Below are 24,224 nucleotides of genomic sequence, written 5' to 3' on the forward strand. Positions count from 1 at the left end.
GAGGTAACGCGTCGCCCCGCCGCTCCCGCACGTCGGGCGAAAGGCATGCGACAGCAGCCAGAAGGCCGTATGCCTCCCCGTCCGGTGGGAACACCGGACGACGGCCTGCTCGCCGAGCCCGCACCTGAGGAGCCGGGCGGACGAGGGCCTTCGACGTCTACTTCGCGGCGTTGTCCGCCGTCTTGATCCGGGCGATGCCGAATCCGGTGAACCCGCAGATGAGCGCGAACACCACGCCCAGGTAGTTGAGGAACGCATACGGCGCGTAGGCGACCGTCGCCACGCCCAGCGTCGTCGACATGTACATTCCCGCCTCGGTCCACGGCACCAGCGGGACGACCACCGTGCCAGAGTCCTCCAGCGTCCGCGAGAGGTTCTTGGCGGCGAGCCCACGCTCTCGGTAGACGTCCTTGAACGCCTGGCCGGGGATCAAGATCGCCAGATAGGAGACGCCCATGGCCATCGCCGTACCGATCGAGGAGACCACGGTCGCCAGGATGATGCCGCCGGTGCGCCGCACCCGCTGCAGCAGGCGGTGCATCAGGACGTCCATGCAGCCCGCCTCGGTGAGGATCCCGGCGAGCGCGAAGCCGACCAGGCCGATAAGGATGGTCTGCGCCATGGAGATCATCCCGCCACGGTTGAGCAGGAGGCCGGCGGCATCGGGCAGCTGGGAGGGGTCGACGCCGTGCCCGGCCAGCATCGTCACGTCGAAGCCCTTCGCCGCGGCGTCGCTGACGTCGTGGATCGTAAAGCCCTGAACGGCCATGCCCAGGACGGCCGCGACCACCGAGGACAGCACGATCGTCGGCACCGGGGGCTTTTTCGTCATCGCGCCCGCCAGCACCACCAAGGGTGGCAGCAGGAGCAGGACGTTGAAGTCGAACGCGTGGTTGAGCGCCGTCAGCAGGGCGTCCGAGCGGGCGGCGGCGTGCCCGTCGGTGTGCTGGGTCAGGCCGAGGACGAAGTAGAGGACCGCCGAGACTCCGGCCGCCGGGAGAGTGGTGTAGAAGAGGTGGCGGATGTGCTCGAAGAGCGTGGAGCCGGCCACCGCCGGCGCGAGGTTGGTGGTGTCGGACAGCGGTGACATCTTGTCGCCGAAATAGGCGCCGCTCACGATCGCGCCCGCGGTCATCGGAAGGGACGCCCCCAGCCCCGCGGCGACGCCCATGAGCGCGACACCGACCGTGCCGACCGAGCCCCACGAGGTACCGGTCATGGTGGAGACCATCATGGTGATCAGGAACGCCGCCAGGATGATCCAGGTCGGCTGGATGACCCGCAGTCCGAAGTCCACGATCATCGGAATGGTGCCGCTGAGCGTCCACGTGCCGATGAGCATCCCGATGGCGACGAGGATGAGCAGCGCCGGCATCGCCGAGTCGATCTTCTCGCGGATGCCGTGCAGCATCTCCTCCCACGTCACTCCCAATCGCCAGGCGATGATCCCCGCACACGAGCCGGCGACTATGAGCAGGACGACCGGGTTGAGCCTGAGCCAGATCGAGCCGGGGATGACGATCGCCAGCATGAGCACGATGGGCAGGGCCGCCTCGAACAGTGTCGGTGTGCGGCGGGGGCGGCGGCGTGGCGACGCCTTGGCGACGTCGACGACGGGGGTTTCGGACATGGTGACGGTGCTCCTCAAAGCCGGACATGCCGGCAGCCGGTGCGAGGGCATGGGAATAGAAGCGAGGGGGGTGGAGGAAGAAGCGGAGGGAGTGGGAGCAGCGGCGCCGGGACGGGGGTCGTCAGTCGCGGGAGGCGCCGGTGCCCGTCATGCTCGTGATCATCTGCAGCCGTACGCGGTCAAGGTGCAGCTCCATCAGTGCGGCGGCACGGTCGGCCTGCCCCTCGGTGATGGCCTCCGCGATCTGCTCGTGGTCGGTCAGCGAGGCGTCGGTGTGCGACGCGGCCACGTCGTGCCGACTGCGCACCACGATGATCTGCTGATGCACCCGCCACACCTGCTCGGTGATGCGAGGGCTGCAGGCCGCGTCGAGCAGCGCGCGGTGGAAGTCGAGGTCCATGCGGTGCGCGAACTCGCGGCCCGCGGCGAGGACTTTCCTCGACCGCTCGCAGGCGCGGCGCAGCGCGGCGATGTCCTTGCGGTCGCGCCGTACGGCGGCCAGGCGCGCGGCGGCGGTCTCGAGTGCTGAGCGCAGCTCGAAGAGCGCCTCGATCTCGTCCGGCTGGGCCTCGAACACGACGGCGCCCTTATTGGGGCGGTGCACGAGGAGGCCCTCACTGACGAGCTGCCGGATCGCCTCACGCAGGGGTCCCCTGCTGATGCTGAACTCGCGGGCGATCTCGACCTCGTTGATCCGGGTGCCGGAGGTGATCCGGCCGCTGAGGAGGCGTTCGCGAAGCGTCTCGGCAAGCTGGACGGCGAGGCCGCGCTCAAGCGTTTCAGGCATGCGTGCTTCCCGTCCGATCAGGGCTTACCGCTGGTGGATCGCCACGGCCACGAAGGGTCCCGCGTCGCCGAACGCAGCGGAAAAGTGTTGACAGATGACAGTGCACAGCGGCGCATCGGAGCCTGTCAAGACTCCGGGCGGCATCGACGCGGCTGGCGGCAAAGTGATAACTGTTGACAGTTCAGGTCGTTCGGCCGGTACGGCCGAAGAGGAAGGAGCGCGCGATGCACGCGGTGGTGGCGGAGGTCTGGCGAGGAGACTTCCTCGAATCGGTGCACCACGGAACGGTCTACGCGGCCGGACCGGACGGGCAGACCGTGCTGAGCGTCGGTGAGGCGGACAGCCCCATGTACCCCAGGTCGGCCGCCAAGCCCCTTCAGGCGCTCGGCATGCTGCGCGCCGGACTCGACCTGGACGGCGAGCTGCTGGCACTTGCCTGTGCAAGCCACTCCGGCGAGGCCTTCCACCTCGATGGTGTGCGCAGGATCCTCAAAGGCGCCGGGCTCGGCACCGGGGCACTGCAGTGCACGGCCGCCCTGCCCATCGGAGATGCCGCTCTGCATGCCTACCTTGCCGAGGGCAAAGGCCCGACGCCATTGACGATGAACTGCTCGGGCAAACACGCAGCGATGCTCGCCACTTGTGTCGCCAACGGATGGGACACGGCAACGTACCGGGACCCCCGCCACCCGCTGCAGCGCGCGCTGCGCGAGACGATCGAGGACCTGGCCGACGAAAAGGTCGCCGCGACCGGCGTCGACGGCTGCGGAGCGCCGCTGTTCGCCATCGGCTACCGGGGCCTGGCCCGGGCGTTCGCCAAGCTGGCGACGAGCCGGTCCGGATCGCTGGAACGGCGAGTCGCCGTCGCGATGAGCACGCACGCCGCATACGTCGGCGGAACCGGCCGGGACGTGACCCGGCTCATGGGCGCACTTCTCGGATCGGTCGCCAAGGAAGGCGCAGAAGGCGTCTACGCGATGGCACTCCCCGACGGCTCGTCGATCTCCCTGAAGATCGCCGACGGCTCCACCCGGGCTCGCCCCGTCGTCATGATCGCCGCACTACGGCGGCTCGGCGTTGACACCGACGCCGACGAAACCCTCGCCGAACTCGCCGCCGCGCCCGTTCTCGGACACGGCAAACCGGTCGGCGCGGTACGCGCTGCGCGAATTCTGCACGGGTAGTCATGCTCATCGCAGCCGTCGCCCGGGCCATGGCGGGCTGATCCGATGCCGGCCGAACGAGATCGCGCCCGGCTCGTACACGGTCGTCGCGGACCACCCGGCCCTGTGCGGCCGTGGCCCGGGGCATCGGACGGACAGGGCTGATCAGCCCCTTCCTCACTTACCTGCCGCCTCGGCGGCGGATCGCGCGGGTGACGACCGGCGGGAGGACGTCGGCGGCGAGCCTGCGCACCGGGCTGCGGCGGCGCGGCACGGACTGCGCGGGCTTCACGGGCTTCGCGGACGACTGCGCGGACTTCGCCGGCTCGGCGGCGGCGTCGGACGGGCGGATCTCGTCGGCGTAGCGGGAGCGGGGCGCGGCCGGGTTGGGCGGGCGGCCCGAGAAGCGCAGCACCCGCCGGCCGGCGATCTCCTGCACGCTCAGGTGCATCCCGGCGCGCCACTCCTCATCGGCGAGCAGTTCCTCCTGCAGCGGCTCGGGGTCGCCCCACGTGCCGTAGAGCCTATTGGTGCTCAGGCACACCGGCCGCAGCCCACGCACGAACACCGCCTCCCAGGTGGCGGCCGCCACGCCCGGGGTGTGCTCGGAGCGGAAGTCGTCCAGGACCACCACGCCGGTCGGCACCAGCGCCGTGCGGGCGGCGTCGATGTCGCCCGCCACGTGCTCGTACAGATGCGAGGCGTCGATGTGGACGAAGCGGCAGCTGTCGGGGGCGACGTGGCGCGGGACGAGGGAGGTGGGGCCCTGCACGACGTCGGGCAGTGCGTCGTGGAACGCCAGGTAGTTCTGTTCGAAGGCGACCCGGGTCAAGGTGGCGTAGGACTTTCTGGCCTCCGCCGCGTTCCGTTCGTCGGGCGCGGGCGCGTCGAAGAGGTCACAGACGGTGAAGCGCTCGTCCGTCCGCAGATAGCCGGCGGTGAAGATGGCGCTCTTGCCCAGGTAGGCGCCCATTTCCAGCAGGTCGCCGCGGTGTCCCAGCCGTTTCTGCCGGGTCAGGAAGCGGTCGAAGAGCACTTGGTCCAGGCTGGGGAACCAGCCTTTGACCTCGTGGAGATCGCGGGGTCGCTGGGCCGGGCGCGGGGCGGTTGCCGTCATGGTCTGTCCTCGGTCGCTTGCGGTGGGGGGACCGGCCGCCACGTTGGCAGCGGCAGGCAACGCCGCGTCGTACCCGCGGTGTGCGTTCTGTGACCGAAGGACCGTCAGCTCAACCAGCGCGTTGTACGTGTACGGGGTCAGCAGTCGTCTGTCAGAAGCGCAGGACCGCCGCTATGCGCTCGTGCGCCGCCAGGGAGTCGTCCGGGACGAAGGCGATTTCCCCGCCCCGGTCCAGCGTGGTCTCGATGATCTCGTCCACGATGTCCTCCAGCACCGCCGTGCCCAGTTCGGCGGGCGAGGTCTCCTCCGGGTCGACCGGGGTCAGGTGCTCCCCGGTGACCTTCACCGTCCGCTGGTGGTTCTCCTCGACGTCGAGCAGCTCGATCCGGCCTTCCTTGCACACCTGCCACACCTCTTCGAGACCGGCGGCGAAGGCGCGGCGCCCCTGCGCCTGCCCGATGCGCTCGAGGACGCGCCCGGTGTGCCGCTCCGCCTGCTCCCGCAGGGCGGGGCGCAGCGCGTCGGCGAGGGCGCGGGCGGGGCCGTTGGTCAGCCCGCCCTTGAGGACCTTGCTGACGGCCGCCTTCGCCGCCGAGCCCACCTCCTCCAGGAGGCTCAGCGCGGGGGCGAGACCTACCAGGTAGAGCGGGCGCGGGTCGGTGGCCAGCAGGGCGTCCACGGCGGTGTCGACCTGCCGCAGATAGGTGCGGGTGCCCTCGTCGTCGTACGGGCCGGGGACGTTGCCGATCCGCTCCTCGCGCTCGGCGTCCTCGTTGTACGTCGGCTCGGGCTCCAGGGGGAAGCCCGCGGCCCGCTCCTCCTGCAGCGTGCTGTCGCTGCCGCTCCACAGCGTCGTACGGTCCACGGAGACCGCCAGCACCCAGTAGGGGCGGGTCCGCTCCCGCGCCGCGACGAGGTTGCGGGTCAGGAAGGTGTCGCTGAAGACGACGCGCTCGGGCGCGGTTCTCGGCAGGGTCCACACCTCGTACTCGCCCTTGGCCGCGAAGATCACCAGCGAGTCCAGGGCGTGGCGCAGGTCCACATCGGCCATGGCCCGGTCGAGCTGCCCGCTGATCTCGTAGCGGGCCTCGCGCGGCACGTCCGGGTCCGCTTCCAGGCGGCGCTTGGCCTCGGCGATCAGGTTGCGCAGCCGTACGGTGTCCGCCGGGCGGTAGGGCTCGCGGCGGTGGGTCGGCAGGGTGATGGTGACCGCGGGGTAGGGGCGCCTGGCGCGGAGGGCTGTCAGCGTGCGGGATGTCAGTCCGGTGGTACGCATCCGTTGCCTCTCGGCTTTTGACGTGTTTATCCAGCATCACCCAGGACCGGCGGCGGCGCATCGCGGGGCTTGGTTCGCGCTCCTTGATCTCAGCTCAGGTCATCGTCAGCGCCCGGCAACGCTGTGGACGACCAGGCTGCAAACGCCTTTACTGTCGGCGGTAGGGCTGCGGCCCGGAGCGGAGGCGGCAAGGCTGCGGAAGGTGTGGGGACCAGTGGAACGGTACGAGATCGAGACCTTTTTGGCCCTGGCCCGGGAGTTGCACTTCCGCCGTACCGCGGAGCTGCTGCACATCACGAGCGGCCGGGTCAGTCAGACGATTGCGAAACTGGAGCGGCGCTTTGGAGCGCGGTTGTTCGACAGGTCCAGTCACCGGGTGGCTTTGACCCCGCTCGGTGAGCAACTCCGCGACGACCTGCTGCCCGCTTATCAGCAAGTTCAGCGTGCCGTCGCCAGGGCGGTGTCGGCCGGGCACGGCATTGGCGGAGTGCTGCGCGTCGGCTTCACTGCCGCATGGTCCGGTGCTCTGCTCGTGCGGGCGGCCGAGGCGTTCAACTCGCTCCATCCCCGTTGCGCCGTCGAGCTGCAGGAAGCGACGTACAATTCGGCCATCGCAGCGCTGCAGGCCGAGAGGGCCGACCTGGTGATCTCCGAGCCTCCCGTCGAGGACCCGGCCATCACCGTGGGCCCCGTCCTGTTCTGCGAGCCCCGCGCCCTCCTCGTGCCCGCCGACCACCCTTTGGCGAAACAGGAAACGGTGTCACTGGAGGACCTCGCAGCCCTGCCGCTCATCACGGCTGTAGGGGTCTCCCGTGCTTGGCACGACGCCTTCTTCCCCCGCTGCACCCCCCTGGGGCGCCCGATACGGCACGGGCCGGCCGCCGCCGGGTGGCAGGAGATGCTTTCACTGGTCGGGGCGGGCAAGGGGGCTACGGTGGCCACCGTCCGGGCGGGGCGCTACTACGGTCGGCCCGATATCGTCTACGTCCCGATCGATGACGCACCGCCCGTTGACTACGCGCTGATGTGGCGCGCCGCGGACGACAGCGCCGGGCTCCGGGCGTTCATAGAGACCGTCCTCGGCGAAGCCCCACAGGGTGCGGAATGGGATCCGCGGCCACGGTCCGGCGGGGGGCCCAGGGAAGCGGCATGAGATCGAGGCGTTCCTGCCCCTCGCCGAAAAGCTCCCTTCACGCGGACCGCCGAGCGTCTGCTCATCTCGCCGGGCCGGGTCAGCCAGGCGATCAAGAGATTGGAGCGGCGTATCGGTGGCGCGTTGTTCGATCGCAGCAATCGCAGCGGGGCCCTCACTCCGGCTGGTCGGCAGCCTACGCGCCTATCCGCCCCGCCCGCGGCAGGGTCAGCGTCGCGCCAGCGGTCAGTACGAGCCCGGCCGCCGCGAGCAGCATGCTCCACCGCATACCAGCCAGGAACGTGTCCGCCCCTGCCAGCAGTGCGCCGAAGACGGCTACCGCGATGGCCCCGCCGGCCTGGCGGCCGGTGTTGAGTACGGCGGAGGCGGTGCCGGCCCGGTCCGCGGGGACCACGTCGAGCAGCATCGCGGTCAACGCCGGCACCGTCAGCGCGCCGCCGAGGCCGACTGGCACCATCAGCAGCGCCACCACCCACACATGGGTGTGCGGGCCGACGGTGAGCAGTGCCAACAGCCCGACTGCCCCGATCAGTTGTCCCGCCAGCATCGGCGCCCGCGGGCCGAAGAGCGCGGCCAGCGTCGCCGAGGCCAGGTTCACTACCGCGACCAGTGCGGTCATCGGGATGAACATCAGGCCCGCGTGCAGCGCCGTCTGCCCGCGCTGTTGCTGCAGGTACAGGCTGAAAATGAACACCCCTCCGTAGTAGGCGGCGTTGAGCATGAACCCGACCACCAGGGACACCGCTACCACGTGCGAGCGGAACAGCGGCATCGGGAGCATCGGGTGCGCGCCCCTGGCCTGCGCGGCCAGGAAGACGGCTACCGCTACCCCGGCCACCAGCAGCGACACCACCACGAGCGGCCGGCCGAAGCCCTGGTCACCGCCCTCGATCACGCCGTACGTCAGCGCGCCCATCGCGACCACGGCCGTCACCTGCCCGACCACGTCCAGTCGCGCGGGCAGCCGCGGCGAGGCCGGCACCCGCGCCAGCAGGGCGAGCGCCAGCAGGCCCGCGGGCAGGTTGACGAAGAAGATCCACCGCCAGCCCACGGATGCGGCCAGCGCCCCGCCGAGGACCGGCCCGGCCGCCACCGCGACCGCGCCGCCCACGGTCCAAATCGCGATCGCCCGGGCCCGCTTGGCCTGGTCGGGGAAGCCCTGGCGGACCAGCGCGAGCGACGCCGGCATCATCACGGCCGCCGCACCTCCCTGCACGAGCCGCGCCGCCACCAGCACGCCGAGGTTGGGCGCCAGCCCGCACGCGGCCGAGGCCAGTCCGAAGAGCACGACGCCGCCGCCGTATGCCTGCCGGGCACCGATGCGGTCGGACAGGGCGCCCGCGGAGAGCATCAGGGCGGCGAAGATCAGCGTGTATCCGTCCACCACCCACTGCAGGCCAGACATGCCGCCGCCGAGACTGCGGCCGATGTCGGGCAGCGCGACGGTGACGATCAATGCGTCCAGCGAGATGAGGAAGAAGCCCAGCAGGGCGGCTCCCAGCACAAGGGAGGAACCGCCGCGTGCGGCCTCCGGCGCAGCGACCGCGGCGCCGGAGGCAGGAGAAGACGTGAGGGGAGATTTCACCAGGGCACTCCTGAGGCGTACGGACGATGCGGGAGCGAGATCGGCGATCAGGCGCGACCGCTGACATATCGGTCGGCAATGGGTGCGGTGAAACGAGGGGCGCGGGGCGGTGAGCGTTCCGCCGCCCGGCCGGCGGTACTGCGGTCAGCGGGCTGCCTGTGCGGGCAGGTCCTTGTTGCCGTCCCCCCACGTCGCCGTCATCACTACGGAGTTGATCAGCCAGCGGCCGCCAGTCCGTGCCAGTTCCCAGCGGTAGTCGCCGCCGAGTGTCCACAGCGGGGCTCCGTGGGGGGTTGCGAGGCGGTGGGTGGCCTGGAAGGAGGCGGTGCAGACGGCACGGTCCCCGTCGATCTGGACGAGGTGGTTGGCGATCAGGTGCTGGGTGGCGTCGTAGCCGCCGAGCGTCGCCGACCAGGCGTCGACGATCTCTTGCGGCGTGAGCCGGACCGGTTCGCCGCCGTTGAGGCTGGTGTAGTCAAGGAGCACCTTGTCGGCGAACAGGCCACGCAACAGCTTCCATTCACGCCGGTCCGCGTGCACGGCCATCCGGGTACAGGTCTCGGCAACCTCGATCCGGGTCTGAGCTGGGCACGGCGCGGCGAGATCAAAGGACTCGGGCATGGCGAAGTGATCTCCAGTCGGGTGATGAAAGGGAGGCCGGCGGGGCGGGATGCAGGGTGCAGACTGCTCACAGCGTGCGGGCGAAGTGCTCGGCCGCCGCGTCCGCGGCGAGGCCGACCTGGGGTGACTGGTCGTAGAAGTCGAACTGAATGCCCTCGGTCCACCGGAACTTCTTGGGCCCTGCGAGGTTGTCGTGGAAGCGGCGAGCGCCGTCGGGGATGGCGGCGTCCTCGCCGTGTACGAGCAGCACGGGCGCGGTCACCTGCGGCGCGATCGCAAGGGCATCAAAGTCCAGCCAGCCGCTCCAGGCCATGACGGCGAACCGGTTGGACCACTGCTCGATCCCGCCGCGCGCTGGATTGAGGTAGAAGTCGATGTCGAAGGGCATGGCCGCATCCGGGTCACTGCCGCTGACCACCGGTACGTAGACGACCTCACCCGTTTCCTCGTATCTGCGCCGGGCCTCGGCCGCCGATGCCTTCTTCGCCTCGATGCCCTCCGAGCCGCCGTAGTTCTCCTCGCAGATACGGCGGTCGTGCAGCCACGGCGCCACCAGAGCAAGCGACCCCACTCTTGGGTCCTCGGCGGCGAAGGCGCTCACATACATCGCGCCGGCACACACCCCCAGCATGCCCAACTGTCCGTCGCCCACCGCTGGATGCCCCGTCAGGAAATCGGCCGCCGCCCGGAGGTCTTGGACCTTCAGCTGCGGCGATTCGTAGTTGCGCGGCTCGCCGGCCGATTCGCCGTATCCGGTGAAGTCGAAGGACAGGGCGGCATAGCCGCGTCGGGCGAGCTCCTCGGCGTACCGGTCGGCCATCTGTTCCTTGACGCTGGTCCAGGTACCGGCGACCACGACACCCTGCACCGGAATGGCATCATCGGTGCCCTCGGTATCGGGCAGAAAGAGGTGCCCGGCGAGCTTTGCCCCATCACCGGCGAAGCTGACCTGTTCACGTAGCGGCATGTCGGGACTCCTTCAAAGCAGGAAGGGGTACGGCATGTCGACGATCGACCGCCGCGCGGCGGCAGTTGGGCAGGCCATCGTTCATCAATGGGTGGCATGGCCTACTCACTGCCCCCTGAATGCTGGCAGTTGGCGATTTGGCCCGACAAGGCTCAATTACTCAAGCCACATTAAGCGTGGCTAATCCAACGGTGCTCCGGAGTGGCTGGTCGGAATGCCGTGTAACGCCGTCGCCAGCTCGGCTGTTGCATCTGATCCATGACGGCCCGTCCGCTGCCGCGGTTGCGGTTGCGGTTGCGGTTGCGGTTGCGCGGCAACTAAGCATCAGCGACAAGGAAGCACGAGTGCAGCTCGACAAGGGATCTTCCTCAGCCCCGCCGACCAGGCGAGCGCCACCTGGCTGGGCCGGCCGGGACGCGTCGGACACCTGGCGGAAGGCCTTCGCAGCGCGGCCGAGTTCCTCGCCGACCAGAAGCAGATCAAGGCGGTGCCCGGCCGGAGCGCGCTGGTGAACGCCGTCCATGTGAAGGGGCTCGCCGACGATGTCGCCCGGTCGGATCACCGCCTCGTGGCGGGCCGTGCCCGCCACCAACTGGGCCGATCTGCAACTCCCGTACGAGTCGCTGTCCGCCCCGGTGCGGGACCTGGTCGACCGGCTGACCGCGGTGCACGACAGCAGCCGTGCGTGGTTGATGCGGGGCCTGTGTGAAGAGACGGTAATTCTTCAGTGATACTGGGGAGCCGCACGTTTGTACTGTCTCGGGGGCGGGACCCGTGAAGGGGCTGAAGACCTTGAAGGCTTTGAAGGCGTTACGGCCGAGGAACGCCTATGGAGTGACGGGCCCCGTGGGCGCGCTGGTCGCCGTGGCCGTCGTCGTCGCCGTGCTGCTGACCGTACTGCCGTCGGGCGGCACGGCGGACGGCGCGCCCGGAGAGAAGGCCCCGGCGGCCGGCGCGTCCCCCGTGCCGGACGGGAGCACCTCCGGCACGAAGAAGAAAGAGAGCAAGTACGCCGACTGGGACGGCAAGGTCAAGGTGCTCGGGGACGGCTCCACGTCGTACACCGGGCCGCAGCCCCACCAGCTCAAGATCAAGAAACTGAAGCCCGGGGAGAAGCCGCCGCAGTTCGTGGTCTTCTCCTGGGACGGCGCGCTGGAGAACGGCGACCATCTCTTCTCCCACTTCCGCGACGTGGCCAAGGAGAGCGGCGCCACGATGACGTTCTTCCTGAGCGGCATGTACCTGCTGCCCAAGTCGAAGAGCGACCTCTACCAGCCGCCCCAGCACAAGCAGGGCTCGGCGGCGATCTCGTACCCGACCGATGAGCACATCAGGGAGACCCTGGAGCAGCTGCGCGGGGCGTGGCAGGAGGGCAACGAGATCGGCTCCCACTTCAACGGCCACTTCTGCGGCTCCAAGGGCGGCGAGGACTGGAGCACGGAGGAGTGGAAGAGCGAGACCGAGCAGGCGTACTCGTTTGTGAAGAACTGGAAGACCAACACCGGCTTCACCGACGTCGCCCCGCTGCCCTTCGACTACGACGTGGAGCTGGTCGGCGGCCGGGCGCCGTGCCTGGAGGGGCAGAAGAACCTCATCCCGGCCATCAAGTCGATGGGCTGGCGGTACGACGCGAGCTCACCCGGCGATTTCCAGATCTGGCCGTCGAAGATCGACGGGATCTGGAACTTCCCACTGCAGCTGGTGCCTTACCCGGAGAGCGAGAAGCAGGTCCTCTCGATGGACTTCAACTTCCTCTACAACCAGTCGGGCGACAGCACCGAGGGCGACCCGGCGAAGTACCCGGAGTGGGAGCGGCTGACCCGCGAGGGCTACATGAACGGCTTCGAGCGCGTTTACAACGGCAGTCGGGCGCCGCTGTTCATCGGCAATCACTTTGAGACCTGGAACGGCGGCATCTATATGCAGGCCATCGAGGACGTGATGAGGGACGTGTGCCCCCGCGAGGGCGTCGAGTGCGTCTCGTTCAAACAGCTCGCCGACTGGCTGGACGCCCAGGACCCGAAGGTCCTGGAGGAGCTGCGCACACTGGATCCGGCCCAGGCGCCCGACTGGCCCACCTTCACGAAGGCGGAGTGACGGACTTCATGTAGCGCGTCCAGATGTCGATGGCGTAGGTGGGTCCGGAATTGGTCGCGCCGCCGGTGCCACCGGAGGTCCCGGGGATTCCGGTGACCTCCGAGGCCCCGCCGGATCCGCCCAGCCCGTCCAGAGGCAGCAGCTCCTGGGTCTTGGGATCCAGCCGCGACAGCGACACGGCCGTCGACATCTCCTTCGTATAGCCCACGAACCACGACGAGGTGTTGTCCTGCGCGGTGCCCCCCTTGCCCGCCACATCGGAGCCGACCGCCGCGGCCGCCCCCGCGGTGCCGGTCTCCACCGCCCCGTGCAGGGCGTCGTCCACCTGCGTCGCCACCTCCTGGCTGAACGCCCGGGTGGCGGACTGCTTTTCGAGGGGCACCCGCTCGCCCTGGTGGGTGAGCCCGGTGACCGAGTACGGCGGGGTGTGCCTGCCCTTGGCCGCGAAGGTGCTGTAGGCGCTGGCCATGCGGATGGAGCTGGGGGTGGCCGTGCCGAGCGAGAAGGCGGGCACCCGGGCCTTGAAGCTGCTGGGCAGCAGGCCCGCGTCGATGGACGCCTTGCGCACCCGGTCCAGGCCCACGTCCATGCCGAGCTGCATCATCGGGGTGTTGATCGACAGCATGATCGCCTCCCGCAGGGTCACCTGCCCGAACGAGCGCTGCTCGTCGTTGGCACCCCGCACGATCTGCCCGCTGCGGTCCCAGTACGGGCCCTCGGGCGTGCGCACCGCCACCTTGTCGTTGCCGTCGTAGACAGTGGTGGGCGACACGGGGGTGCGCGCACCGCCTCGTTCGAGCTGTACGCCGTCGCGCAGGGCCGCGGCGTAGACGAAGGGCGTGAAGGACGTGCCGGCCGGGACGTTGGAGGCGTTCGCGTCGTTGAAGCCCTGTTCGAGGTAGCCGGGTCCGCCGTAGAGCGCGGCGATACGCCCGTCGGGAGAGACGGACGCGGCGCCGACCCGTAAGTACCGGTCCTCCTTGCGGTGCTTCGGGTCGAGGCTGTCGCGCATTTTGTCCACCGACTTGGCGAGCTCATTCACCTTCGACTTCTCGAAGGTGGTGTGTATCTGATAGCCGCCCAGGTCGAAATCGGCGGCGGATATCTCGGTGTGGGAGGACACATACGCCCTCGCCGTCTCGACGAGATAGCCGACCTGGCCGGTCAGCCCCTCCGGTTTCGGCATCGCCTTGGGCTCCGGGAACTTGGTGTACTTGGCCCGCTCGGACTTGGAGAGCTTGCCGATGTCGACCATCCGGTCCAGGACCCATTTCCAGCGGTCCACCGCCCGGCGATGGTTCTTGGCGCTGATCGCGGGGTCGAAGGTCCCGGCGCCCTTGAGCAGGGACGCCAGCATCGCGCCTTCACTGGGGTCGAGCTGGGAGACATCCTTGCCGTAATAGGCATAGGCGGCCCGCTGGATGCCGTAGGTGCCGCGGCCGAACCAGCTGGTGTTGAGATATCTCTCGAGGATTTCCTCCTTGCTCATCTTGTCGTCCAGCTTGATGGCGATGAACATCTCGGTCAGCTTGCGGGAGAAGGTCTGCTGCTGATTCAGATAAGCGTTCTTCACGTACTGTTGAGTGATGGTGGAACCGCCTTGGGTCTCACCCCCCGTCACCATCCGCGTCAGGGCCCGCATCACGCCGCTCGGCGAAACCCCGCTGTCGGAGTAGAAGCTCGCGTTCTCGGCGGCGAGCACCGCCCACTGCACCTTCTCCGGCACCTTTTTGAGCGGGACCTCCTGGCGGTTGACCGGGCCCGTGCGGGCCATTTCCGTGCCGTCCGCCCAGTAGTAGACATTGTCCTGCTGGGTGGCGAAGTCGTTGAGGTCATCCGGGATGTCGGTCTGCAGATACAGATAGCTCAGCACGCCGGTCAGGCCACCGATACAGAACAGGAAGAGCATGGCCAGCTGCCGCCACGAGGGCAGCCAGCGTAACGGGCCGCGCCTGCCCGCCCGGGGGTAGTCCAGCCTGGCTCCGCGCACGGCCCAGCGCCGCAGCGTCCACCACGTCGAGGACGATGGTGCCTTGAGGCTCGGCGTCTTGAGACCTGGTGTCTGGAGACTCGGCACCTTGCGGCTCGGCGCTTTGCGGCGGTGTCTGCCCCCGGCGTTGTTGCTGCCCTGCACGTGTCCCCCACGATCCGCGCGCGGGGCGCGGCCAAAGATCTGATGGTCCGTCCCCCGAAGACGACACGACCCTATGATGCTTTCCGAACATCTGTCGCCTCAGAGCATCAAAATTTTGTCACAGTAATGATATTCCGCGATGTGAATCACGTACGACACGCGGAACTTGGGGGTGAACCCCCGAAGCTCAAATGAACCTCTGAACCGCACCGCTCCTGGGTTCGTCCTTCCCCAAGGGGGTCATCACCCCCACATGAGGGGGACGGACGAGGAGGGGGAAGCCATGAGGCGCCTCGGAACCGGCATTGGATGGCGCCCGGAGATCGCCGATGACATCGAGCGGCTGCCGGGCATCGACTGGGTGGAGGTGGTGGCGGAGAACATCTGCCCGGGTCACCTCCCCGACCCGCTGCGGCGGCTGCGAGAGCGCGGGACGACGGTTGTCCCGCACGGCGTCTCGCTCGGCCTCGGCGGCGCCGAGCGGCCGGACGCGGGGCGGCTCGCGGCGCTCGCCGAACGGGCGGAGGCGCTTGGATCGCCCCTGGTCACCGAGCACATCGCGTTCGTACGGGCGGGCCTCCCCAAGGGCGAGCCGTCCGCCGCGCCGACGACCGAGGCCGGGCACCTGCTGCCGGTGCCGCGCACCCGCGACGCGCTGGACGTGCTCTGCGAGAACGTGCGCATCGCCCAGGAGTCGCTGCCGGTGCCGCTGGCCCTGGAGAACATCGCGGCGCTGATCGCCTGGCCGGACGAGGAACTGACGGAGGGGCAGTTCCTCTCCGAGCTCGTCGAGCGGACGGGCGTGCGGCTGCTGATCGACGTGGCCAATCTGCACACCAACCGCGTCAACCGGGGCGAGGACCCGGCCGCGACCCTGGACGAGCTCCCGACCTCGGCCATCGCGTATGTCCATGTGGCGGGCGGGGTCGAGCGGGACGGCGTGTGGCACGACAGCCACGCCCACCCGGTGACCCAGCCGGTGCTCGACGTGCTGGCCGAACTGTGCGCCCGTACGACGCCGCCCGGTGTGCTGCTGGAGCGGGACGAGAACTTCCCCGCCGCCGAGGAGCTGGCGGCCGAACTCGACGCGATCCGCGCCGTGACGGCCAAGGCGGCCCCTGCCGCGTCCGCGATGCCTGGGGCACCCACGGCGCCGGGCCCGGCGAGCGCGTCAAAGGCCGTCGCGTCAAAGGCCGTGGAGGGCGCCCGGGAGCGGGTCGCGCTCGCGCAGACGTCCTTGCTGAACTCGCTGGTCGCGGGCGCCCCCGCGCCGGAGGGGTTCGACCGGCGGCGGCTGGGGGTGCAGAGCCGGGCACTGGCGGCCAAGCGGGCCGATGTGGTCGGGAAGGTCGCCCCCGAACTGCCGCGAATCCTGGGCGCGGACTACCGCCCCACGTTCCTGGCCTATGCGCGGGGCCGCCCGATGACCGGCGGCTACCGCCGCGACGCCCTGGCGTTCGCCGAGCATCTGCTGGCCGCCGAGCGGCCCGAGGACGTCGCGGCGCGGCGGGAGTTGACGCGGTGGTGGCGGGAGCGGTCGGGGCCCGCTCCGGTACGGCCCGGCCCCGCGGCGCGCCTGGCGCGGGCCGCCCGACTCGCGCTGCTCGGAAGGTGATGAGGATGTACGTGGGAACTTTGGTGTATCTGGCGGCCGCCGCGTCGTCGGTGGTGCTCATCACGGGGACGGCCCGCTGCCGGAAGGGGGCGGGCCCGGTGACGGACGGCCGGGCGCACGATCTGCTGGAGGCCGCCTTCCTGGAGGCGGGCCCGGCCCGGGTGGCCGACACGGTGATCTGCGCGATGCACACCGACGGGCGGCTGGCGGTGGGCGGCCCCGGGGTCGTCTCGGTGCGGCAGCCGATCGCGCGCGACGCGGTGGAGCAGGCGCTGTTGGAGGTCCACGCCCGCGCGCCGCACGGCGGACTGGCCCTGCTGCGCTCGGAGCTGATGCGCCATCCGGCGGTGCAGTCGATCGGCGACCGGCTCGCACAGCGCGGGCTGATGGTGCGGCCGGAGAAGATGCGCTTGTGGCGGCGCGTGGCCGCCGCCCAGACGCTCGCCTCCGTAGCGGGTCTGTTCCTGGGCATCTGGGCGAGCGCCGCGGACGACTGGGGGTCGTACTCCGGGATTCCGCTGGTCGTCAGGATCCTCCCGGCGCTGTTCGTCGGCTTCCTGGTCGGTGTGACCTGCGCCGCCGTGAACATCAAGCGCATCACGGCGGCCGGGAAGCGGGCGCTGACGGCGTTCCGGCAGGACCTCGCCTACGCCTCGGCCGAGCCGCAGGACGGCACCCCGCTCCGGACCGGTGTCCGCGTGGCGTCGGTGGCCGAGACCGTCGCGCTGGCCGGGGTGGGCGCGCTGGCCGCCGACGAGCTGCTGCGGGACCACCTGCTGGAGGCGCACCGCGCCCAGGCCGCCGCGGCGGCCTCGTCAGTCGGGTCTGCTGGATCCGGTGGGTCTGCTGGGTCTTCCAGTTCCTCCAGTTCCTCGGGGACCCCGACGTACTGCGGGGGTAACAGCTCGTGGTGCGGCACCTCCGGGGGCGGAGGCTCCAGTTGCGGCAGCTCCAGCTGCGGCGGAGGGAGCAGCTCCGGCTCCAGCTGCGGGGGCGGGAGCGGTGGCTCAAGCTGCGGGGGCGGCTCAAGCTGCGGCGGCGGTGGCGGCTGTGGGGGTGGCGGGGGTGGCGGCGGCTGCGGAGGCAGCTGACCGGCCGCGGGGCGGCGGGGCGGCGGGGCGGCGGGGCGGCGGCCGAAACGACGCCGGACGGCGGCGGCCGGGGCCACACCGGACGGCACCGGGCTCCGCCGCCCCGCCCACCCGACGCGTTCGCCGCGTTCGCCGCGTTCGCCGCCATCACCGCGTTCATCTGCCGAAATGCCTGACGGGAGGCGGGCCGGGTCGAGTACAAATCGGCCATGCTCTGGCTGTTGTTCCTGCTCGTCGCCTGCGCCGCCGCCGTCGCCGCCGCCCGGGAGCCCGAGGGCGCCGGAGCCGGCCGCGGGGCCTTGAGCCTGTACGAGGCGGCGTTCCTGTCCGGCGGTCCGCAGCGGGTCGGTGACCTGGCCCTGGTGGTGATGGACCGGCAGCGCCGGCTGCTGCTGGCGCACACCGGCTGGGTCACGGTGGTCGACCCGGACGGCCGGGACGAGTTGGAGCGCTCCGTCATCTCCGCGATAGGCCCGCACGGCCAGTCGCCCGTCCCCGCGGTGCGGTCCGCGCTCGCCTCCGCGGCACCGGTGCGGGCGCTCGCCGACCGGCTGGTGACCGCCGGGCTCGCGGTGCCCGCGGCGGCGCGCACGAACGTGGCGGCGGCGGTGCGTCACGTGCGGGCGGCGGTCGGGCTGGTCCTGCTCATGGGGGCGGCGGCGCTGCTGATCGTGCCGCCCGAGTCGGGGCGGGGGCAGGCGGCGGCGTGGTTCACGCTGCCGCTGCTGCTGACCCTCAGCTGCCTGGCGATAGCCCGCGTCGAGGTGCACCCGTACACCCGGTGGGCGTCGCCCGCCGGGCAGAAACTGCTGGGCCGGATCGAGACGCCCCGGCCACGGCCCGGCCGTCCCGCCCGGCGCGCCGACGAGCGGGGCGGCGGCGTCGCCGGCGGGTGCGGCCGGGACGCCGCCGACGCCGAAATCCTCACCGCGCTCGCGCTGCACGGCGCTTCGGCCCTCCCCGACCCCGCGCTGCGCGCGGCCTTCAAGGCGCATTGGGGTCATTGACCCCGACACCTCGGCGCGGTGCTTTACATGGCCGACCGCCGGGCCAAGTATCCCTTTCGTCATGGAATGACACTTCGTCGCGGGGCGCCGAGCGGAACGCGACCGGAAGACAAACGGAATACGAGGGGACGGCCCGTGAGAGCAGTACCGCTGTACGGCGTCCGCGTCCTCGGGGCGCTGTCCCTGGCGCTGGCCATGACCGCCCTGCTCGCCGCCCCGGCGCCCGCCGCCACCGCCGCCACCGCCCCGGTCCGTGGCGGCCGCACCGCCGAGGACCGCGGCGTGGCGCTCGCCGCCCGGCGCGCCGCCGCCCGCGGCATCGACTTCGGCCGCTGCGCGCCCGGCGAGGACCTGCCCGACGCCGCCCGGTGCGGCACCGTCAAGGTGCCGCTGGACTACGCGCACCCCCGCTCCACCCAGCTGTCCCTCACCGTCAGCCGGCTCCGCGCCACCGGCCCCCGCAAGCGTCACCAGGGCGCGCTGGTCTACAACCCGGGCGGGCCCGGCGCCTCCGGTATGGCGTTCCCCGCGTACGCCGATGTGGCCGGGTTCCGGAAGGCCGCCGAGGCGTACGACTTCGTCGGGTACGCACCGCGCGGAGTGGGCCGCTCGACGCCGCTGTCCTGCGCGGACCCGGCCGCCTTCGCCAAGGCGCCGACGAACTTCCCCGTGCACCCCTCCGCGGCCTTCAAGCGGAAGATGGTCCAGCGGGCCCGGGCCTACGCGGGCGGCTGCGCCCGCCGCGCGGGCCGTGCGCTGCGCCACTACACGACCCTCAACAACGCCCGCGACCTCGATGTGCTGCGCGCCGCCCTCGGCGAGAAGCGGCTCAACTTCATGGCGGCTTCCTACGGCACGTACTACGGCGCGGTCTACGCCACGCTCTTCCCCGGGCATGTGCGGCGCATGGTCTTCGACAGCGTGGTCGACCCCGACCCCCGGCAGATCTGGTACCGCAGCAACCTGAAGCAGTCGCTGGCCTTCGAGCGGCGCTGGGGCGACTGGCGCCGCTGGGTCGCCCGGCACGACGAGGTCTACCACCTGGGCGACACCGCGGCCGAGGTGTCCGCCTCGTACGGGAAGGCCCGGCGGCGGCTGGCGCGCCACCCGGCGGGCGGGAAGGTGGGCACCGTACAGCTGCAGGACGCCTATACGCGCAACGTCTACAACGACGCCTTCTGGGATCCGAGCGCGCACGCGCTCGCCGCCTATCTGCGCGGCGACGCCGGGCCCCTGGTCGCGCTGGCCGCGCCCGACCCGGCCGAGGCGGTGTCCGAGGAGAACGGCAACGCCGTCTACACGGCCGTCCAGTGCAACGACGCGCCCTGGCCGCGCGATTGGGCCAGGTGGAACCGCGACAACACCGCGCTGGCCCGCCGCGCGCCCTTCGAGACCTGGGACAACGTGGCGATGAACCTGCCCTGCGCCTACTGGTCCGCACCGCGGCAGCGGCCGCTGACGGTGGGCCCCGGCGGCGGCGCGGGACGCGGGACGCCACCGCCGGTGCTGCTGCTGGCCGCCGAGCGGGACGCGGCCACGCCGTACGAGGGCGCCAAGAAGCTGCGGCGCAGGCTGCCGGGCTCATCGCTGGTGACCGAGCGGAAAGCGGGGACGCACGGGCTGTGGGGCGGCCCGAACGACTGCGTCAACCGGTACGTCGACACGTACCTGCTGACCGGGCGGACGCCGGGCCGCTCCGTGTTCTGCGCGCCGCGCGCGGCGCCCGAGCCGACCGTCTGGTCGGCGCCGGACCTTGGGCCGGACCTCGAAACGGCAACGGAAACGGAACCGGAACCGACACCGGCGGTGGGCGCGGCGCCCTGGTGACCGGCGGCCGCGCCGCCGGTCAGGCCAGCCCGGCGACCAGCTCGGACACCGGCTTGCGCCGCCCGGTGAAGAACGGCACCTCCTCGCGCACATGCCGCCGCGCCTCGGAGCCGCGCAGATGCCGCATGAGGTCGACGATCCGGTGCAGCTCGTCGGCCTCGAAGGCGAGGATCCACTCGTAGTCGCCGAGCGAGAAGGACGCGACCGTGTTGGCCCGCACATCCGGGTAGCCGCGCGCCATCTTGCCGTGGTCCGCGAGCATCCGGCGGCGGTCCTCGTCGGGCAGCAGATACCACTCGTAGGACCGGACGAAGGGGTACACGCTGACGTAGTCGCGGGCGGTCTCGTCGGCCAGGAACGCCGGGATGTGCGACCGGTTGAACTCGGCCGGGCGGTGCAGCGCCATGTTCGACCACACCGGCTCCAGGGCCCGGCCCAGCCTGGTGCGGCGGAAGAGGTTGTACGCCTCCTGCAGGGCATCGGAGGTCTCCGCGTGCCACCAGATCATCACGTCCGCGTCCGCGCGCAGCCCGGAGACGTCGTAGGTGCCGCGCACGGTGACGTCCTTGGCGGCGAGCTGCGCGAACAGCTCCTCGACCTCGTCGGCGTAGCCGGTGCGGTCCTCGGGCAGGAGGTCGCGCAGCTTGAACACCGACCACAGGGTGTAGCGGATGACCTCGTTGAGGTCCTTGGCCTTCTTGCCGGCGTTGGGCACCTTGCCGGACGGGGCGGTCTCGGGAGCGGGTACAGCAGTCATGGTCCCTATTCTCACTCTCCGCGCCCGGCGCCCCGCGCCTGGGTGGCGGCCAGGACTTCCAGCAGCTCATCGGCGGCGGTACGGGCGCTCGCGACGCAGGCCGGGATGCCCACGCCGTCGTACACCGCGCCGCACACCCGCAGCGCCGGGAGCTTGGCGACCTCCGCGCGGATACGGGCCACGCGGCCGAGGTGGCCCACGGGGTACTGCGGCAGCCCGCCCTCCCAGCGGTTCACGCGGGTGGCGACGGGGCGCGCGGCCAGACCGATGGCCTCGCCGAGGTCGGCGAGCGACAGACTTACCAGATCCTCGTCGTCACGGCTCAGGTCCGCCTCGTCCGCAAACCGCCCGATCGAGGTACGCAGCACGAAGAGATCGGGGTCGGCCTCCCCCAGCCAGCCCCATTTGCGGCTGGAGAAGGTGGCGGCCTTGATGGTGTGGCCGTCGACGGGCGGCACGAGGAATCCGCTGCCCTGGGCCAGCTCGGCCACGTCGGCACGGCGGAAGGCCATGGTGATCAGCGCCATGGAGGCGTAGTCGACGGTGGCCAGCTCGGCGGAGGCGGCCGGGGAGTCGGCGGCGAGCAGACGCGCCGCGACGGGCGCGGGGGCGGCGAGCACGACGGCGTCGGCCTCCAGCGCCTCGCCCCGCTCGGTGACCACCGTCCACCGGGCCGCCCGGCCCTCCCCCGCGCTGCCGGAGCTGCCCGGGCCGTCCGGGCTGTACGGGCTGTCCGGGGCGGCGGTCGGGCGCAGCTCCCGTACGGGCTCGCCGGTACGGATCTCACCGCCCGCGGCGCGCACCGCGTCGGCGACGGCGAGCGGAAGCCGCCCGATCCCCCCGTCGATGCCGGTGAACACCGGGCCGGCCGACGCCGCCGCGGCCCGCGCGGCGAGCGCCCGCGCGCCCTCGGTCAGCGAGCCGTGCGCACGGGCCGCCTCGAAGAGCGTGGGCACCGCCGCCCGCATCGACGTCCGGTACACATCGCCCGCGTACACCCCGCCCAGCAGCGGCTCGACCAGCCGGTCCACGACTTCCCGGCCCAGCCGCGACGCGACGAACTCGCCGAGGGCGACGTCCTCGCCCAGCTCCGCCGGCGGCAGCTGCGGCTCCTGGGCGATCCGCGCGAGCCCCTCGGCCGAGACCACCCCGGACGCGGCCAGCGGGGCCGGGTCCCCGGGCACGCCCATCACATGGCCCTTGGGCATCGGGCGCAGCCCGCCGCGGGTCCACAGCGAGGCGGTGGCGGTCGCGGGCGGCTGCAGCCGGTCGCCGAGCCCGACCGCGCGCGCGAGGTCCACGGCCTCGGGGCGGCGCGCGAGCATCGACTCGGCGCCGAGGTCCACGGGGACGCCCGCGATCTCGCCCGCGTACAGCTTGCCGCCGAGCCGGCCGGACGCCTCCAGCACGGTCACCCGGGCCCCGCCGGTCAACAGGCGGTAGGCGGCCGCGAGCCCGGAGATTCCACCGCCGACGACCACGACATGGCCCGTCCGGCCGTTCGCCGCGCTCATGCCCCTCCCTCCCGCTCAGTCCCGGCGCGCTCCAACGCGCGGGCTTCCCGCGTCACTGCTCGCTCACGCTCATGCCCCCACTCTCTCAGACGCCCGAGGGGCGGCCGGCGCCCAGGCCGCGGGGGCGGTGCGCCGAGGCCGTGCGGAGGTCGGCTTCGATGCGGGCCGCGGTGGCGCGCAGGGGTGGCAGGAGGGTGCGCAGGGTGTTCTCCGGGGTGTCCCGGCCGGCGTGCACGGCGAGGTTGAGCGCCGCCGTCACGCGCCCGTCCGCGTCCCGTACGGGCACGGCGAGGGACCGCAGCCCCTCCTCCAACTCCTCGTCGACCAGGGCGTAGCCGAGCTCCAGGACGCCCTCCAGGACGCGCGCGAGCCCGGGTACGGAGGTCAGGGTGTGCCGGGTCAGCGGCCGCGGGTCGAGGCCGGCGAGATACGCGGCGCGCGCCTCCGCGTCCAGGCCCGCGAGCAGCACCCGGCCCATGGAGGTGGCGTAGGCGGGGAAGCGGGTGCCGGTGGTGATGTTGACGCTCATGATGCGGACGGTCGGCACGCGTTCGACGTACCGGATGTCGCCGCCGTCGAGTACGGCCAGGGACGCCGACTCGTGGACGGCGCCGACCAGTTCGCGCAGATGCGGCCGCGCGATGTCGGTGAAGCCGAGCCCGGCGAGCGGGGCGTAGCCGAGCTCCAGGACGCGGGGGGTGGGGCGGAAGAGGCGTTCTCCGTCGGTCTCGGCGTAGCCGAGCTCCACGAGGGTGAGGAGGGAGCGGCGGGCGGTGGCGCGCGCGAGACCGGTCGCCTCGGCGACGGCGGTGAGGGTCATGCCGTGGTGGGGCGACGGGCCGCCCGGGGGCCGCTCCCCCAGCGCCCGCAGCACGGCCAGCCCGCGGGCGAGCGACTGCAGAAAGCCCGCCCCCATCTCCCGCTTGGCCAGGCGGGCCGGGTCCTCGCCGGTGCCCCCGCCCGCACCGCGCGGCGGCGGACCGCTGGGCCCCGGCGCGGCCAGCGCCGCCTCCATCGCCGGGATCCGGTCCCGCAGGGCGGCCGGCGCGATCCGCCTCAGGGACGCGATGTCGTGGCGGCTGGTGTGGCTGACGACGTTCACCGCGCAGGCGATACGGCCCGCCGGGTCCCGGAGCGGGAGGGACACCGCCACCAGACCCGGCTCGATCAGCTGGTCGTCGGGGGCCCAGCCGTCGCGGGCCGCCGCCTTGGCGCGCCGTACGAACCCTTCGAGGTCCTGGGCCCCGGCGGGGCCGGGCCAGGGCGGGACGGCGGGGAAGGAGGCGGCTCCAGCTGTGGGGGCGGCGGCGCGGCGGGCGCGCCAGGCGGTCCAGGTGCGCTCGTCCCACTCGGTGGCGAAGAGGGCGCCGGGGGCGCACCGTTCGGCGGGGAGGAGGTCGCCGATGCGGAAGGCGAGGGACATCGTGCGGCGCCGGGTGGCCTGGATGACGAAGCGCACGCCGTCGCCGTCCGGGACGGCGACCGAGACCGACTCGTCGAGGGCGTCCGCCAGCCGTTCCGCGAACGGAAGGAGCGCGTCCGCCACGCCGCTCGCCGCGAGGTAGGCGTTGCCCAGCTCCATCAGCCGGGTCGCCAGGCTCACCTCGCGCCCGTCCAGCCGTACGTATCCGAGCTGTTCGAGCGTGCCGAGGACGCGGTCGACGACGGAGCGGGCGAGCCCCGTGGCGCGCACCAGGTCGCCGGGGCGGACCGCCGGTCCCGCGCCGTGCGCGGACAGGGCGGTCAGCTCGCGCAGCACGGCGAGGCCGCGTTCGAGGGGGCCGACCGAACCATTGACAGGCGGTGAAGCCGCGCTGAGACTCATCACCAGCAAATTATGAACCAAGTTTCACCAGGCGAACAAGCAAAGCGAGAGGTGGCGC

The 24,224-nt window shown here is 71.6% G+C and carries 19 protein-coding genes; 8 read left to right on the top strand and 11 right to left on the bottom strand.

Going from position 1 to position 24,224, the window contains the following annotated elements:
- Nucleotides 1-157 precede the first annotated feature (157 nt).
- Together nhaC and PV419_RS38745 are read right to left on the bottom strand one after the other, a co-directional pair.
- A complete protein-coding gene (gene nhaC, locus PV419_RS38740) occupies nt 158-1,630 on the bottom strand; it encodes a Na+/H+ antiporter NhaC (RefSeq protein WP_319697066.1) in 1,473 nt (490 codons plus the stop codon).
- 121 nt (nt 1,631-1,751) lie between these two features.
- Entirely contained in the window at nt 1,752-2,417 is a 666-nt protein-coding gene (locus tag PV419_RS38745) for a GntR family transcriptional regulator (protein WP_319697068.1), read from the bottom strand.
- Between the two features lie 224 nt (nt 2,418-2,641).
- On the opposite strand from PV419_RS38745, the gene PV419_RS38750 reads away from it, so the two are divergent.
- Nucleotides 2,642-3,601 carry an asparaginase gene (locus PV419_RS38750; RefSeq protein WP_319697069.1) on the top strand — a complete coding sequence of 320 codons (960 nt, stop codon included), beginning with the start codon at nt 2,642-2,644 and terminating at the stop codon, nt 3,599-3,601.
- A gap of 160 nt (nt 3,602-3,761) precedes the next feature.
- Here PV419_RS38750 and PV419_RS38755 read toward each other — a convergent pair whose 3' ends face one another.
- Both PV419_RS38755 and PV419_RS38760 read right to left on the bottom strand, forming a co-directional pair.
- On the bottom strand, nt 3,762-4,697 hold the full coding sequence (locus tag PV419_RS38755; protein ID WP_319697071.1) for a class I SAM-dependent methyltransferase: 936 nt from the start codon (nt 4,695-4,697) through the stop codon (nt 3,762-3,764).
- Between the two features lie 151 nt (nt 4,698-4,848).
- Nucleotides 4,849-5,973: a chemotaxis protein gene (locus PV419_RS38760; protein WP_319697072.1), complete on the bottom strand. Its 1,125-nt coding sequence runs from the start codon at nt 5,971-5,973 to the stop codon at nt 4,849-4,851.
- A 22-nt stretch (nt 5,974-5,995) separates the two neighbouring features.
- On the opposite strand from PV419_RS38760, the gene PV419_RS38765 reads away from it, so the two are divergent.
- Nucleotides 5,996-7,126, top strand: a complete 1,131-nt coding sequence (locus PV419_RS38765; protein WP_319697074.1) for a LysR family transcriptional regulator — start codon at nt 5,996-5,998, stop codon at nt 7,124-7,126.
- Nucleotides 7,127-7,301: 175 nt separating this feature from the next.
- Here the strand turns inward: PV419_RS38765 and PV419_RS38775 are convergent, their stop codons facing one another.
- From PV419_RS38775 to PV419_RS38785, 3 genes are all read right to left on the bottom strand, one after another.
- The gene (locus PV419_RS38775; RefSeq protein WP_319697076.1) at nt 7,302-8,711 is read right to left on the bottom strand and encodes an MFS transporter; all 1,410 of its coding nucleotides are present in this window, start codon (nt 8,709-8,711) and stop codon (nt 7,302-7,304) included.
- Between the two features lie 144 nt (nt 8,712-8,855).
- The gene (locus PV419_RS38780; protein WP_319697078.1) at nt 8,856-9,332 is read right to left on the bottom strand and encodes a nuclear transport factor 2 family protein; all 477 of its coding nucleotides are present in this window, start codon (nt 9,330-9,332) and stop codon (nt 8,856-8,858) included.
- Between the two features lie 67 nt (nt 9,333-9,399).
- Complete coding sequence (locus PV419_RS38785; RefSeq protein WP_319697080.1) at nt 9,400-10,299, bottom strand: alpha/beta hydrolase; 900 nt, start codon at nt 10,297-10,299, stop codon at nt 9,400-9,402.
- Nucleotides 10,300-10,841: 542 nt separating this feature from the next.
- Here PV419_RS38785 and PV419_RS38790 point away from each other — a divergent pair.
- Together PV419_RS38790 and PV419_RS38795 are read left to right on the top strand one after the other, a co-directional pair.
- Entirely contained in the window at nt 10,842-11,030 is a 189-nt protein-coding gene (locus PV419_RS38790; RefSeq protein WP_319697082.1) for a hypothetical protein, read from the top strand.
- Nucleotides 11,031-11,133: 103 nt separating this feature from the next.
- Nucleotides 11,134-12,396 carry a hypothetical protein gene (locus tag PV419_RS38795; protein WP_319697084.1) on the top strand — a complete coding sequence of 421 codons (1,263 nt, stop codon included), beginning with the start codon at nt 11,134-11,136 and terminating at the stop codon, nt 12,394-12,396.
- On the opposite strand, the gene PV419_RS38800 is transcribed toward PV419_RS38795, so the two are convergent.
- Nucleotides 12,380-14,530 (bottom strand): transglycosylase domain-containing protein, encoded by a 2,151-nt coding sequence (locus tag PV419_RS38800; RefSeq protein WP_415925473.1) that lies wholly within the window; start codon nt 14,528-14,530, stop codon nt 12,380-12,382. The genes PV419_RS38795 and PV419_RS38800 overlap by 17 nt on opposite strands.
- Nucleotides 14,531-14,813: 283 nt before the next feature.
- On the opposite strand from PV419_RS38800, the gene PV419_RS38805 reads away from it, so the two are divergent.
- The 4 genes from PV419_RS38805 (at nt 14,814) to PV419_RS38820 (ending at nt 20,070) form a co-directional block, all read left to right on the top strand.
- Nucleotides 14,814-16,145, top strand: coding sequence for a DUF692 domain-containing protein (locus tag PV419_RS38805; protein ID WP_319697085.1), 1,332 nt, complete (start codon nt 14,814-14,816; stop codon nt 16,143-16,145).
- A gap of 5 nt (nt 16,146-16,150) precedes the next feature.
- Nucleotides 16,151-17,236 (top strand): TIGR04222 domain-containing membrane protein, encoded by a 1,086-nt coding sequence (locus PV419_RS38810; protein WP_319697087.1) that lies wholly within the window; start codon nt 16,151-16,153, stop codon nt 17,234-17,236.
- 209 nt (nt 17,237-17,445) lie between these two features.
- Nucleotides 17,446-18,243: a TIGR04222 domain-containing membrane protein gene (locus tag PV419_RS38815; RefSeq protein WP_319697089.1), complete on the top strand. Its 798-nt coding sequence runs from the start codon at nt 17,446-17,448 to the stop codon at nt 18,241-18,243.
- Nucleotides 18,244-18,438: 195 nt separating this feature from the next.
- A complete protein-coding gene (locus PV419_RS38820) occupies nt 18,439-20,070 on the top strand; it encodes an alpha/beta hydrolase (RefSeq protein WP_319697178.1) in 1,632 nt (543 codons plus the stop codon).
- A 19-nt stretch (nt 20,071-20,089) separates the two neighbouring features.
- Here the strand turns inward: PV419_RS38820 and hemQ are convergent, their stop codons facing one another.
- From hemQ to PV419_RS38835, 3 genes are all read right to left on the bottom strand, one after another.
- The gene (hemQ, locus tag PV419_RS38825; protein ID WP_319697091.1) at nt 20,090-20,827 is read right to left on the bottom strand and encodes a hydrogen peroxide-dependent heme synthase; all 738 of its coding nucleotides are present in this window, start codon (nt 20,825-20,827) and stop codon (nt 20,090-20,092) included.
- A gap of 11 nt (nt 20,828-20,838) precedes the next feature.
- Nucleotides 20,839-22,341, bottom strand: a complete 1,503-nt coding sequence (gene hemG, locus PV419_RS38830) for a protoporphyrinogen oxidase (protein ID WP_319697092.1) — start codon at nt 22,339-22,341, stop codon at nt 20,839-20,841.
- Between the two features lie 85 nt (nt 22,342-22,426).
- On the bottom strand, nt 22,427-24,166 hold the full coding sequence (locus PV419_RS38835) for an IclR family transcriptional regulator domain-containing protein (RefSeq protein WP_319697094.1): 1,740 nt from the start codon (nt 24,164-24,166) through the stop codon (nt 22,427-22,429).
- Nucleotides 24,167-24,224: the final 58 nt, after the last annotated feature.

The sequence above is a fragment of the Streptomyces sp. ME19-01-6 genome (assembly GCF_033793745.1).
Taxonomy (GTDB): Bacteria; Actinomycetota; Actinomycetes; order Streptomycetales; family Streptomycetaceae; genus Streptomyces.

Bases quoted from the DNA above. Each gene is read 5' to 3' on its own strand.
- nhaC (WP_319697066.1), bottom strand. From the start codon at position 1,630: ATGTCCGAAACCCCCGTCGTCGACGTCGCCAAGGCGTCGCCACGCCGC.
- PV419_RS38745 (WP_319697068.1), bottom strand. From the start codon at position 2,417: ATGCCTGAAACGCTTGAGCGCGGCCTCGCCGTCCAGCTTGCCGAGACG.
- PV419_RS38750 (WP_319697069.1), top strand. From the start codon at position 2,642: ATGCACGCGGTGGTGGCGGAGGTCTGGCGAGGAGACTTCCTCGAATCG.
- PV419_RS38755 (WP_319697071.1), bottom strand. From the start codon at position 4,697: ATGACGGCAACCGCCCCGCGCCCGGCCCAGCGACCCCGCGATCTCCAC.
- PV419_RS38760 (WP_319697072.1), bottom strand. From the start codon at position 5,973: ATGCGTACCACCGGACTGACATCCCGCACGCTGACAGCCCTCCGCGCC.
- PV419_RS38780 (WP_319697078.1), bottom strand. From the start codon at position 9,332: ATGCCCGAGTCCTTTGATCTCGCCGCGCCGTGCCCAGCTCAGACCCGG.
- PV419_RS38785 (WP_319697080.1), bottom strand. From the start codon at position 10,299: ATGCCGCTACGTGAACAGGTCAGCTTCGCCGGTGATGGGGCAAAGCTC.
- PV419_RS38790 (WP_319697082.1), top strand. From the start codon at position 10,842: ATGTCGCCCGGTCGGATCACCGCCTCGTGGCGGGCCGTGCCCGCCACC.
- PV419_RS38805 (WP_319697085.1), top strand. From the start codon at position 14,814: ATGAGGCGCCTCGGAACCGGCATTGGATGGCGCCCGGAGATCGCCGAT.
- PV419_RS38810 (WP_319697087.1), top strand. From the start codon at position 16,151: ATGTACGTGGGAACTTTGGTGTATCTGGCGGCCGCCGCGTCGTCGGTG.
- PV419_RS38815 (WP_319697089.1), top strand. From the start codon at position 17,446: ATGCTCTGGCTGTTGTTCCTGCTCGTCGCCTGCGCCGCCGCCGTCGCC.
- PV419_RS38820 (WP_319697178.1), top strand. From the start codon at position 18,439: ATGACCGCCCTGCTCGCCGCCCCGGCGCCCGCCGCCACCGCCGCCACC.
- hemQ (WP_319697091.1), bottom strand. From the start codon at position 20,827: ATGACTGCTGTACCCGCTCCCGAGACCGCCCCGTCCGGCAAGGTGCCC.
- hemG (WP_319697092.1), bottom strand. From the start codon at position 22,341: ATGAGCGCGGCGAACGGCCGGACGGGCCATGTCGTGGTCGTCGGCGGT.
- PV419_RS38835 (WP_319697094.1), bottom strand. From the start codon at position 24,166: ATGAGTCTCAGCGCGGCTTCACCGCCTGTCAATGGTTCGGTCGGCCCC.